At 43.0% G+C, this 13417-nt stretch carries 9 protein-coding genes; 3 read left to right on the top strand and 6 right to left on the bottom strand.

The genetic code is table 11. The annotated features are described in order from the left end of the window. Positions 1-117: 117 nt before the first annotated feature. Positions 118-978: an NUDIX hydrolase gene (locus AC21OG_RS02350; protein WP_487377317.1), complete on the top strand. Its 861-nt coding sequence runs from the start codon at positions 118-120 to the stop codon at positions 976-978. Positions 979-1024: 46 nt separating this feature from the next. On the opposite strand, the gene AC21OG_RS02345 is transcribed toward AC21OG_RS02350, so the two are convergent. Then, positions 1025-2161: a biotin--[acetyl-CoA-carboxylase] ligase gene (locus tag AC21OG_RS02345; protein WP_487377319.1), complete on the bottom strand. Its 1137-nt coding sequence runs from the start codon at positions 2159-2161 to the stop codon at positions 1025-1027. 217 nt (positions 2162-2378) lie between these two features. Beyond that, positions 2379-2714, bottom strand: a complete 336-nt coding sequence (locus AC21OG_RS02340) for a DUF4298 domain-containing protein (RefSeq protein ID WP_487377320.1) — start codon at positions 2712-2714, stop codon at positions 2379-2381. Between the two features lie 263 nt (positions 2715-2977). On the opposite strand from AC21OG_RS02340, the gene AC21OG_RS02335 reads away from it, so the two are divergent. Next, positions 2978-7066, top strand: coding sequence for an AAA family ATPase (locus AC21OG_RS02335; RefSeq protein WP_487377321.1), 4089 nt, complete (start codon positions 2978-2980; stop codon positions 7064-7066). A gap of 441 nt (positions 7067-7507) precedes the next feature. Then, a complete protein-coding gene (locus AC21OG_RS02330) occupies positions 7508-8644 on the top strand; it encodes a cell division protein ZipA C-terminal FtsZ-binding domain-containing protein (protein ID WP_487377322.1) in 1137 nt (378 codons plus the stop codon). 128 nt (positions 8645-8772) lie between these two features. Here AC21OG_RS02330 and AC21OG_RS02325 read toward each other — a convergent pair whose 3' ends face one another. The 4 genes from AC21OG_RS02325 to AC21OG_RS02310 all read right to left on the bottom strand — a co-directional run bounded on the left by AC21OG_RS02325 (position 8773) and on the right by AC21OG_RS02310 (position 13188). Further along, positions 8773-9474 (bottom strand): SDR family oxidoreductase, encoded by a 702-nt coding sequence (locus AC21OG_RS02325; protein WP_491185066.1) that lies wholly within the window; start codon positions 9472-9474, stop codon positions 8773-8775. A 410-nt stretch (positions 9475-9884) separates the two neighbouring features. Then, complete coding sequence (locus AC21OG_RS02320) at positions 9885-10589, bottom strand: histidine phosphatase family protein (RefSeq protein ID WP_487377324.1); 705 nt, start codon at positions 10587-10589, stop codon at positions 9885-9887. An 87-nt stretch (positions 10590-10676) separates the two neighbouring features. Further along, a complete protein-coding gene (locus AC21OG_RS02315; protein ID WP_487377325.1) occupies positions 10677-11861 on the bottom strand; it encodes a phosphotransferase family protein in 1185 nt (394 codons plus the stop codon). An 85-nt stretch (positions 11862-11946) separates the two neighbouring features. Further along, positions 11947-13188, bottom strand: coding sequence for an acyl-CoA dehydrogenase family protein (locus AC21OG_RS02310; protein ID WP_487377431.1), 1242 nt, complete (start codon positions 13186-13188; stop codon positions 11947-11949). Positions 13189-13417: the final 229 nt, after the last annotated feature.

Here is a 13417-nt window from a genome sequence, read left to right as displayed (position 1 = left end):
ACCGTAAATGAACTAAATATTGACTAAAACGACCCAGTCATCAAGATAGCATAGTTACTCATTATGCGTTAGTCTAACAACAATACCTCACTTATTGTTAACGGTTTATTGTGACTTATGAAACCTAAAACTGAATCAAATGTTGTCTTTGGAAACTCTAAGCATAACCAACACTCGGTACGCTTCGACGAATTGGCAATTGTGCTGCCTGAACACATTGAACAGCCTTCATTAAAGCAATTGGCTCAGAAAGTTCAGCAAGCCATGTTTGAGGAGGAGGTACGGCCACAAGATAGCGATCGCCAGAATAAGGATGAAACCAATAACCTTAGCATCTACAAAAATGATGAGTTCGATTCGAACAGTCAACACGCATCACAATCTATGTCTGGAGATATCGGAAAAGCCAGAAATATATTACGCAAACTGGTAGATACACCCAATGCAAACGCGGCGGTATTGGTGCTCATTACCAATGAAGCCCATCCTAAGCTCATGTTGACCCGCCGTGCTGCTCACTTAAATAGCCATGCAGGTGAGGTGTCATTTGCAGGTGGTAAGCATGATCATGGTGATGGCAATAATGTGGTGACAGCTTTGCGAGAAGCATGTGAAGAAACCGCATTACCGCCCAATAAAGCACAAATTATCGGTCAATTACCGACACAAGTCTCTAAAAAAGGGTTGATAGTCCGTCCTATCGTTGCTTTAGTTGAGCCCCCTGTCACTTACGTACCAGAGCTGGGTGAGATTGCCCGTATTTTTTGGGCTGATTTTGAAAGTTTAATGACCCAGCCTACTACGGATCATATTATACCTTTGCGCATGGGAGATGAGTCGATGATGATTAAGACACCGAGCTGGCAGGTGGATGGTGAGGTAGTATGGGGGCTGACAGGGCGGATACTTGCAAGCCTTCTAAAAATTGCCTTTGATCGAGACGTTGACTGGTATTATGAGTCAGTTGATTCGCCTTAAGCTCGTTTTGATAAGAGGGTAAATGAAACAAAGCCCTAACAACGTATTAGCCATTATCACTAATACGAATCGTTCCCGTATAGACATCAGTGGTTTGTGTGCTATTTTCATCACCTTGACGTATTTTCAAGCTACCGTCAGGATTGATACCGACGACCACGCCGTCTAGATAAGTTTGTTGTGACTGTTGTGTCCCTTCCTTGGATTCTACTGGATGACCAATGAGCTGTTGTTGAATATGAACATGACGTCCTACCAGTATATTCACGTTATTATAATCATTTAAAAACCTAGTCACTGCGTAAGCGGAGTGATGAAAGCTATTGTATTGTTCAATCGCACGAAGAATAGTAGCACTTACAGAGAAGTAAAGGTCTTCCGCACGTGGTAGGCTTGACGAATCATTCGAAGCGTCATATAAAGCATCCTTTAAAGCATTGTTTGGAGTGGCATTGGAAGCGGTGTCTATCGTTGATTGTTGAGGGCAGTGCTGGTTATTATATCGCGCTGAATTGCGTTTGTTGCCGTGATGATTGTCTTCTTGCCTGTTTCCTTCTTGCCAGTTCCCTGCTTTATGGGCCCTCACATCCCCTTGAGTTTGTTGAATAATTTGGCTTAAACTCACTGCTTGATACGCCATTTTCTCTTGGGTCTCAGTAGTCAATTCAGGCGCAGCATGAATATTCATCCCCACTCCTACAACCACGCCGGTAATTTGATTGTCTGTTAATACCGGTTCTATGAGAATGCCTGCCAGTTTTTTAAAATGCATCTCATCAGACTGAGCTAATGGGGCATGTGGTGGGGTATGGTAATACCCAATATCATTGGCCCATTTAACCCCAATGATAGGCGCACCATAAGCTATGCGTTGACGATTTAGCTTTTGAATAATCGGTAGCTGGGTCAGATGATAGCCAATCACTAAAGACAGCAGTCCTGATAAAGGGGTTATTAAAGGGTGGTAAAGCGACAAATAAATATTGCCAATCGGAGAGTGCCAACTGCGACTGCGTTGACCGCGTCCCGCCGTTTGCATACCGGCCGTTAACAGGTAGGGTTGGCTTTTATCAACTGTACCGGATTCTAGCGCCTGTAGAAGTTCACTATTCGTCGAGGAGATGACGGGTACATGATGGTGTAACAGCAATTGCTTGGGGCTAGAATTAGAATAACTGGGCATACATTCGCCTATTTTTGGACTTAGATGAGCACTAGATTATTGTATTACCGATAGTTTAAAGATGGGCTTTTGATTTACTAATAGCTTATACCAAATCTAGACATTAAACTATCGAGCAAGGCGAGTGCAATCGCTACAGCTAATAGGCTCACTGACACTGATACCAACCTTGAAATGACCATAGCTTCAAATAATAGGTTACTCTTAGATAGTGGTTTTACTTCTGATCTAACGCATCTAAACCCAAACGCATCCACTGTATTGCCAGATCGTTTCGATCACTAATCATATTCCACAGCCCATCTTCACTAAAGATAGAATGAGCAGTGCCAGAATACTCAAGCTCACTATCCGCTTCGCGATCCTCTACCCACTGTTGACTTTGATAATACTCGGTGAGTTCTGCAAACAAGGCTTCGGCTTCAACCCAGCGTTGTTGCGCCTGAACTTGCTCGCGGTGTAGCTCTTGCCAGCGTTCGAATTTCTGTTGCAGCTGTTGAGGGCTATATTGAGAGATAGGTTGTGGGCTGTTTTCAAAGCTTTGTTGTGTCATGAGAGTCTCAATTAACTCGGGAAGTTCCTTCAAATATTAGGCAGTATCAGGGTTAAAGTCAATCTGACTAATTAAGTCAATCTGACTAGGGCACTTCTGCTAATAAAACATAACGCTGCTTATTTGAAAGTGGCAATGTCGCCATAAATTGCCAGTAAAAATTGTCGCCGATTCTAAAGCCTGAAAAATAGTTAGATTTCAGGTAAAATGAGCCTCTTTTACGTCATATTGTTACCGTTTATTAACCTATACTTGCGAGATCCATGCGTCTAAAGTCACTCAAACTGGCAGGCTTTAAATCCTTTGCCAATCCCACTACCTTCACTTTTCGTCATGGTATTACTGCCATTGTTGGGCCGAATGGCTGTGGCAAATCGAATGTGATCGATGCCATACGCTGGGTACTAGGTGAGTCGTCAGCCAAGCAATTACGTGGCGGTGCGATGAGTGATGTGATTTTTGCAGGTACTCAAAATAAAGCGGCTAAAAGCCTTGCCAGTGTAGAGCTAACATTTGAGCATACTCAAGATGAGCAGACGGGTATTCGCCACGAGTTAAACCTATACCATGAGCTCTCTGTCCGCCGTCAGGTCAATGTAGAAGGCAAATCGGATTATTTTATAAATGGTACCCGGTGCCGACGCCGTGATGTGGTGGATGTATTCTTAGGTACGGGGCTTGGTCCACGCAGTTATTCAGTCATTCAGCAAGGCATGATAGGGCGCATTGTTGACTCAAGTCCGTTGCAATTGCGAGAGTATATTGAAGAGGCGGCGGGGGTCTCTCGTTACCAAGCAAGGCGTGAGGAAACTCAGAAAAAACTGCTAAAGACTCGTGAAAATCTTGAGCGCCTGACAGACATCGAAGCTGAACTGACCCGCCAGAAAAAAAAGCTGGTTAAGCAGGCAGAAAGTGCCAATCAATACCAAGCTTTAAAAGAGCAATTAAGCCAAGTGAAAGAGCAGCTGGCTATAGAGCAGTTGTATCGGGCCAAAGCTTCCCAAATGCAGTATAAGTCAGAGCAAGAATCATTGAATAAAATGGTCAATGATCTACAGGCTAGCCATGAACAATTAAAAAAGAAGTTAGCGAAGGTCAGTGAGCGTTTGGCTGAGGAGCAATGGTTAAAAGATGAGGCACGAGACAAGCTTCACACACAAGATATCGAAAAGCAACACCTTACCCATAAGCGTGACACTCTTCAATCATCACTCGATCAGCTAGAGCGGCGTCTTCAAGGTAACTTAGATCGACAGCAGCAAGTCAAAGACAGTATTCAAGACGCTAAACAGCAAAGCCAATCTCATAAAGCGACTTTAGAGAGCTTAGCCCCTAAGGTGTCGGATCTTGAGAAGCAGACGCAACACACTCAGGCTAAATTTGCCCCCTTACAAACTCAGTGGGAGCAAAGTCGCGATCACGTAGCCAAGCTTGAATCAGAGAAGTCCCAACTTGAACAGGCACTTGCGCTTAATCAGCAAGCCCATACCCGACTGCAAAATGATCTTGCAAAGTGGCAAAACAAAGATAAAAACTGGCATGACGAAGCGCTTACGTGGGGTATATTACTTCCTGAGATTGAGACTTCTCATGACGATATTTCAACTCATAAAGAGCAGCCAAGAGATAGTCATCGACAAAGCCAGATTGGCCAGAGTCTGTTTGATGAACAGGATGAGCAGGATACACTCAATCAGAGCGCTCGTTTTAGCAGTCTAACTGAGCTTGAAGAGGCGCTAAAGCAAAACGAAGCCAATCTTAAAAGCTTAACCAATCAACAAGAGACTCTCTCTGATAGACTGGATATTGAAAAGCCGGTATTAAGTAATTTACATCAAGCGTTAGAGGACAAGCAGACTAAACGGGTTAAGCTTGAAAAACACCATGCCAGTCTCATTGCTGAGTATGATACGTTGCATGCTATCGTTCATCCGCCAAAAGCGTTACATACCCAAAATTCACAAGACCAGTCGTCTCTGATGAGTAATGGGTCTGTCAAGGCAACAGCAACTTCTCAGTCAAATGCGTCGGTAAATAAAGCTAAGAAGCAAAAGCAACGACCCGTACAGCTTTTAAATTTATTACCAGAGCTGCATCGACACATCAAACTGACGAAGGCAGGCGAGCAATATGCAGAGTCGCTGGATATGTGGCTTGGGTTTTGGCTGGATGCCCGAATCTATGACGCTCAATATCAATCGGCTGATGCCCCTAACATGACATCATGGCAGGGGTTATTAGCGGAACTATTAACTGTTGCTGATAGCAATGCGGGTCTATCGGATGACGCAAAGCAGAAGCCTAATGCTAATAAGACCGACGCTAAGACTGAACCTAATGCTAAGACAAAGTCTAGCGCCAATAGTGTTTTGTTAACGATTGAAAGCAGCTCTGAGTCCTCTATTGACGAAAGCGTAACGCAATTATGGGAAAGTATAGATAGTCAACTTGAGCCATTAAGTCGCTTAATTGCTGCACCACATTTAAAAGTATGGCAACAGTGTTATCTGTATATTGATAATACTGAAGATGACCATGAAGATAACGACAATGTAGATAACGATAAAGATGTCAAACCCGACCTTCAAGATGCTCAAAATATTGAAATAGCAAAAGTTGAAAAGATCGCCACATTGATAAATGAGCTACCGCAAGGAAGCCTTATTCTGACTCAAGCAGGATGGCTCATTAGTCGTGTGGGGGCACTGCACATTAGTAAGCTCACAGGTACTGCTAATAATGAGCAATTTTTAGCACAGCGTGTACAGCAACAGGCACGCTTAGCGGAACTAGAAGAGGCGCTCAATATACTAGAAGATGAGATTGATACTCTGACTCAGTCGATTAAGGCAGACAAGACCCAATATGATCAGGCGTCAATCTATACCCAAGAGCTGTCTGCACAACTTACCTCTCTAAGTCATCAAATCACTGAGATTAAACAGTCTTATGTTGAATTAAAATCTAAGCGAGACAGACAGCAGCACGAACAACAGCGATTGCAACACCAGCGTGACGAGCTTGATACAGAAAAACAGGGGCTACTAGTTGAGCGTGATGAGCTTGAGAACAGTATTAGTTCAGCAGAAGTTTCTCTTAACGCACTGACTCCTGAATTAGACACGGCAAGACAATCACAGCAACAGATGGAGCAACAAAGACTAGTCATTAGTCAGCAAGAGCGTGAAGAGAGCGAACAACTTCGGCAACTGCAACTAGAATTAAACCAAGCAAAAATAGCGGCAGAACACCATAAAGAGGCACTTAATAAGCGACAGTCGGAGCTTGACTCTTTAAAACGCACTCAAGACCAATTAGGCATTGAGATCGAAAAAGCCAGTCTACAGCTTCCTAATATTGACAGCCAATTGCAGGTTGCCAATACCCAGTACCATGCACTAAAAATAGACTTGGAGGAGCGTAATGGTATCATTGGCACATTGCAAGTTGAGAGCCGTCAATTGCAACAGCAGCGAGATCAAACGGAGCAACAGCTAAAGCAGTCGCAAGAGCAACTAGCGCAGACCACCACGCAAGTAGCCCTTGCTAATGAGCGTATTAATGAGGCCAGTCACTCTCTACAGCGGTTAAATAGCCAGATAAATACCAGCCGTTTATTGACGGATTTTATCGCGCATGGACGTCGTATGTCAGAGGATAAGCTGCACAGTTTGCAACAGCAAGAAAGTCAAGTAATCGCTAAGCTTGAGAGTATGGGGCCAGTTAATTTAGCGGCCGCAGCTGAGCTTGCTGACGTTGATGAGCGCCTATTACCTTTAGAACAACAAGTTATCGATATTACTGCTAGTATGGATACGTTAACCGATGCGATTACCTCCATTGATGCCAAAACTAAAACGTTATTCTTACAGACCTTAGATTCCGTCAATGAGTCGTTGACTCACTTGTTTACCAAGGTATTTGGAGGCGGTCAGGCAAGCCTGACTTTAATAAAAGAGGAAGCGCTTGACTCAAGTGAACAGTGGCGAGCGGGGCTTGAGCTGATGGCACAGCCCAAGGGTAAAAAGAACAGCCGATTGGCTGTATTGTCTGGCGGTGAAAAAACACTGACTGCTTTGAGCCTCATTTTTGCCATATTCAAACAACATCCTGCTCCGTTCTGTGTACTCGATGAGGTCGATGCGCCGTTAGATGATGCCAATGTCGGTCGATTTACTAACTTAATCACTGAGCTTGCAGATGACGTACAATTTATCTTTATCAGTCATAATAAGCTGGCAATGCAAATTGCGGATGAGTTAAAGGGAGTGACTATGCCGCAGGCAGGCATCTCAACCCTGGTCAGTGTCAGTTTAGAAGAGGCTGAACACTACTTAGAGGCTAGTGTATAAGGCGTCATTTATACCAACTTTAAAAGACTCATTGCCCGTTTTGACTCAATGCCAGTTTTTAGATTAAGTGCTAACTGTAAGATATAAAAATTCAGCTATAAAAAAGTGCGGTGCCGTTAAGAAATGTTGCTGTAAAACAAGTCAGGTATAGTAAAATAAACACCTGCTAAATACGCCTTTATAAAAAGTTGACATACGCGGTCACCGTTTGATGACGATGTGAGTAAAGCGTGCTAGACTAGGGGCTGTATAGAATTGATTAATTAAGACTGCTGATAGCTATTTTTTGCCCATACATTGGGAATTGTCTCACTTAGAATAACTAAGCGTCAAAAATTTCACTACGTATTGTCTAAAAAATAGCGACCGCCACTGACATGAATCAATTCTACACAGCCCCTAATACCGTTTAAATCATTTTAACTTTGGGACACGAATATCATGACCACCGTACAATTTATTCTAATTATCATTGCAGTTGTCATTATGGTAGTAGGTCTGTATATGATTATTCGTGGAATTGTCAAACAAAAAAAGAGTGCAGACTCTCAAGGCATTATTCGTGATAAAAACGGTATCCCAATTATCCCTCGTCATGAGCGTAAACTGGTTGAAGATGCAGATGAGCAATTAGAGTCAGGTGAAACCATTATTTCTCCAGATCGTAAGCATCTGCAGCCCGTCATAAATGACGAGATGCACGACGATGCGAACGACTATGATAATGCCAATCAGAACGCTGCGACTGTCTCTGAGGAAAGGGGCGACTTCGAGGAAACAGATTTTCCTGAAGCTAGCTATTCTAACACGACTCAAAATTTAGAGAGTCATCCTGTCGATACTGGGTTAAATACTCATTCGAAAACTGCTGATCAATCACACAGCCATCAATCACACAACTATCAATCAGATACTCGTCAAAGATATGTAGCAACAAAACCAGTAGGCTCAAATTCACCTGACTCACATTTAAATGCGATTCATGAAGACGATGCTGAGGATGACTTATTTTCAAATTTGGTATCTGCCACTGAAAAATTGATGCCTGTTATTCAAACTGCCGAAGAACCTGAATTCGTTAACAATAGTCCAATGCTTGATCAACACCTTCTGGCAGAAGCTGATCAAGATCAAAATAGTCCCCTTAATCATGCTCAAGAAAACATCAATATTACGTTGGTACCAAGAGAAGAATATGGCAACGTTGATGGCAAAAAAATATTGTCGTTAGTGTCACAATATGGTCTTAAATATGGTGCAATGAATATGTTCCATCGTTATGAGAATAAAGATGGCTCAGGTATCTTATGGTTTAGTATGATGGGTGTGACTGAGGACGGGATTACGCCCTTTGACTTAAATATGTTACCAACGTCACACTATAATGGCTTAGTCTTCTTCTTATCACTTCCTCATCCGAAAGCAACTCAAGGGTTTGATAGCATGATGAGTGTGGTCAATCTTATTTCAAATGATCTTAATATGAATGTCTATGATGAAAATAATGAGATATTAACCCGTGAACGACGACAGCAACTTCGAACACAAGTTCAAGAGTATCAGGCGAGTAATTTCTAAATTGCCCGTTTCAGATGATTAATAGTAGTTTGAAGTGAATGAGATATAATCAAAAAAACCGTGTCGTTTTATGACACGGTTTTTTATTGACACTATCACTATACAGTCCAATGATTAACACAGTTGATTTATCCCAACTTATTAACCAAGTGTAGTGGTAATATTTTCATTGCTTTACCGACTGCCAACCAAGGTATGGCAGGGACACATGCCTCATCCACGCCAGTTTCAATAGCGGCAACCAACGCATTACTTCCCGTTTCTTCATCAACCTCAAAAGGTAGCTTTGGCGCGCCTTCATTGATTTCTGTTCGAATATAACCGGGATAAATAGTCGTGACTTGTATAGGCAGATTGTCAGCGATCATCTCGGCTCGTATGCCTTCGGCAAGATGGGCGAGTGCTGCTTTACTGGCCGCATAAACGGTTAAATGCTTTGGCATACCACGCATTGCAGACATACTCGATATAACGACAAGATGGCCGAAGTTTTGTTCACGGAATATCTGCATAGCAGCTTCACACTGAGCTAAGGCAGAGATAAAATTGATCTCTGCCGTACGCTTATTAATATGAAAGCGTCCTGTACCCACTCGTCGCCCTTCACCCACCCCTGCATTGACAATAACTCGATCTATGGTGCCAAAGTCATGTTGGAATGCTTGAAAGACCTTAAATACGGCTTCATAATCACTAACATCTAACACTTTATATTCAACACGAACATTGGGATTTTCCGCTAAAATCTTAGCTTTTAACGTCTGCAACCGATCTTCACGCCGCGCGCAAATCGCAAGATTATAGCCAAGTTTGGCAAAAATGGTTGCCATGCCTGCACCTATGCCAGAGCTCGCTCCTGTAATAAGAATGGTTTTGTCTTTGCCTGACTTAAGATTAATCAAGTGACTTAAATCCTGATTTTGAAGTAAGGCTTTAGTGTCCTGAAACTTGCTCTGGATGCTACCCATCAGACTGTGTTGTACGGTACTCAATAAGGATTTTTTCATAAGGGTCTCGGTTATTGCTTCGATAAAATGATATAGTCGTAGCCAAACAAAAGAGCGACAGCGTTAACCTCATTAAGCCTACTAGAGTAGTACTTGCGCTCGGTTGCCTTGTTTCTCATTTAGTTGCCTATGACTATAGGAGTGTGAGTTAATACGTCATTTCATGCTATATCTCATGCTATTTTAAGTCTCTTTATTCAATACTAGTTACTGCCAATCGTTACTGCCAATAGTCACTGCCACGACTTAAAGCTTTGTCCTTGATCATACAAATGACTGTGCTCATTTAAAGACAGTAGGCGAATTTTATTGGGTTTTGAGATGAGGGACGTGACGCCAGTATTCACCAAGCTGCGGTTTATCTGATAGGCTGTTTGGCTACCTTGGTTAAGTAGGCTTGCCGCTATTGCAGCAATAACACCACCAGAGGTAACAATAAGGACATTGTTGGCTTCTAGCCGCTCGGTCTGATGGATAACCTGCTGCAATGCGCCTTGTACCCGTTGATTAAATTGTGTCCAGCTTTCAAGATAGTCCTCGTCATGCTCTCCAGAATGCCAGCGCAACATCGCGTCATTAAACAGCTCAGCCAAGCGTACTTTAGGTACGGGTGCTTTAGCAATAGCCGCTAACACCCCAAATTCGGTTGCAAAGGTAGGATCAAATTTAACAAACACATCTTTGTGGTTAAATTCGTTTAGATCTTCAATCATGAGTTGCTCAATAGAGCTGTTACTTTGATATGCCTCTAAAAAATGCATTGCCGTATCTTGCTGGCGGGTCAAAGAGCCTGTAATAACGGCGTCAATTTTGCGCTGGCTGAGGGCATATTGTGCCCCCAATAGCTGAGATTGCTTGATACCAAGATCTGATAGCTTATCGTAGTTTTGTTGACCAAAAGAGGCCTGTCCATGTCTCGCAAATAGTAAGGTTGTCATATCATCCTTAAAGGTTTAATGGGGTTGATAATTGTCTATTGTTAACCCGTTTTAAAGGTTTTAGTATCAGCATTTTTTGATTAATGATTAATCTAGCCAACGTTTGGCGAGTGAGTGAATAGGTTTTGGTAACTGACCGCTCTTAACTGCTTTGGTCGCTTCATGCTTGGCAATCAGTTTGAGTGCCCGCGCATTAATAGCGTGGGTGATAATCCAAAAGTTCTTAAAAGCAGGATTGTCGGTTTGTTTGTTGTAGTATCGATAGTAGATTTGCTGAGCAATACCCGCCAAACGAAACAGGCCAAATACTTCGTAAAAAGCCCAATTGTCAGTGGTCATACCCGTCTTTTCTAAATAGTAGCTCACCACTTCCTCGCGTGTCATCATACCGTCGAGGTGAGTCGGCTGGCGGCGGGATTGACGCATGATGATGTTGTCATCTTTTTGTACCCAGTACGCAAGAGCACCGCCTAAATCCATTAAAGGATCGCCTAGGGTTGCCATCTCCCAGTCAAGCACACCAATGACCGAGGTTGGATTATCAGGGTCTAAAACGACGTTATCAAAGCGCCAATCATTATGAATCACACAAATGCGGCTATCTTTAGGAAGGTTGCGTTTTAACCATTGGCGCACGACATAGAAGCTTGGGACGTTGGGTGTTTTCGCCTTTGTATAGCGTCTCTCCCAGCCCATGACTTGGCGTTTGCAGTACCCATCCCCTTTACCGATGTCTTTTAATTGCGGATTATGTTGATAGTCAATTTGATGCAATTCAATCAGCGCATCAATGACATTGGTACATAATTCGCGAATCTCTGAGCGGTCTAACTTTAGCTGTTTAGGTAGATTGGCACGCGGAATTATCCCTACTAAGCGCTCCATCACATAGAAGTCGCAGCCTATCACAGACTCATCAGTACACAGGGCTATCATATCTGGCACATACGGATAGTCGTCATGTAGTGCTTGCTGAATATTAAATTCACGCACCATATCATGTGCCGATTTGGCTTTAGTACCCGCAGGAGGACGACGCAGGATAAGATCTCTGTTGTCATAGTGCAGGCAATAGGTCCAATTGGAAGCACCACCAGAAAACTGCGTAACTTTTGGATCGCCTTGAACATCGATATGTTGTGAGATTAGCCAGTCAGTGACCGCGTTAGCATCTAACCTCTCAGTTTCTCTAACAGTCGTAGGCTTATCGATCAGTGTACTTTTTGTGGCGTCATCGGCAGTGGACTGATTTGAAGGTTTGGCAGTGCTCATAAAATTCCCTTTAATATGGCAAAATTGAATAAAAAAGTTCGAGAATATAATCGGCAATTGAGTTTAAATGTCATCCCTGTCGTCATTATTCTGATTTAGAACGACTATAGCCATGTCTTTTAAGCTCTAATTTGGCAATCATACCTCTATGAACCTCATCAGGCCCATCTGCTAAACGTAAACTACGGGCTTGGGCATAGAACGCTGGAAGCATCGTGTCTTGGCATACGCCCATACCGCCATGGATTTGCATCGCCATATCCACCACTTCTTGCAGGACATTTGGGGCGACGACTTTTATTGCTGAAATTTCTGTCAGCGCATTCATAACACCATCAGTATCAATTTTATGAGCGGCATACAGAGTCAGTAGGCGTGCTTGATCGATTTTGATACGGGCTTCAGCGATTCGTTCCATATTGCCACCAAGCATCATAATTTTTTTACCAAAAGCGCGTCGATTCATCGCACGGTGTACAGCAAGCTCTAATGACTTTTCCGCAGCGCCTATACAGCGCATGCAATGATGAATACGTCCAGGTCCTAAACGACCTTGTGCAATCATAAAGCCCATACCCGGCGCACCAATAACATTGCCTACCGGCACTCGCACATTATCAAATACGACTTCACCGTGACCGTGTGGTGCATCATAGTCGCCAAATACGGTTAACATACGCTCAATGTTGACACCTTTTGTGTCAATGGGGACGAGTACCATGGAGTGTTGTTGATGACGGCCAAGATTTTCATTTGGGGTGTGCGCCATAAAGATGATGAAATCAACATCGGGATCACCTAAGCCGGAAGACCACCATTTACGACCATTGAGTACAATCTCATCCCCTTCCACGATGGCCGTCGCTTCCATATTAGTGGCATCACTTGACGCGACATCAGGCTCGGTCATACAGAATACTGACCGAGTTTCACCGTCTAACAAAGGCTTTAAAAAGCGCTCTTTTTGCTCCTTATTGCCAAAGCGCCATAATAGCTCCATATTGCCACTATCTGGCGCATTACAGTTGAAGATATTCGGAGCAATCAAGCTACGTCCAGTCAGCTCAGCAATAGGGGCATAGTCAGTCACTGATAAGCCTGCCCCAAGGGTATCGTCGGGTAAGAAAAGATTCCACAATCCGGCATCTTTCGCTTTTTGACGCAAGGTATAATATTGTTCAGGCCACTGCCATTTTTTCCAGTCGCCATGATTGTTTGATTGGTGACTGGACTTAATTAGGTCGGCTTCAATGGGGTCGATTTCTATTTGGATAAAGTCTTTGACGCGGTTGTAAAATTCTTGTCCACGTGGGGTGATGTCGAACATCATAAAATCCTTTTTATGGTTGATTGAAAGGTAATTAAAGATTGATTTGTCTTAACAACACATTGGCGACGAATTGATTGCGAATTTATTATGAGTTGATTACCAATTGAATAGAGGTTGAGTCAATTCTTAACTATAGTCATAGTGTGACATGTCTATTAGTATCCTTTAAGTTTATCATTAATTCAAAGGCTTATTAACCATTGATAATGGCGTCGCGTTTCATTTT

This window comes from Psychrobacter sp. CX5 (assembly GCF_057621535.2).
This window is presented reverse-complemented; position numbering and strand designations above follow the sequence as displayed.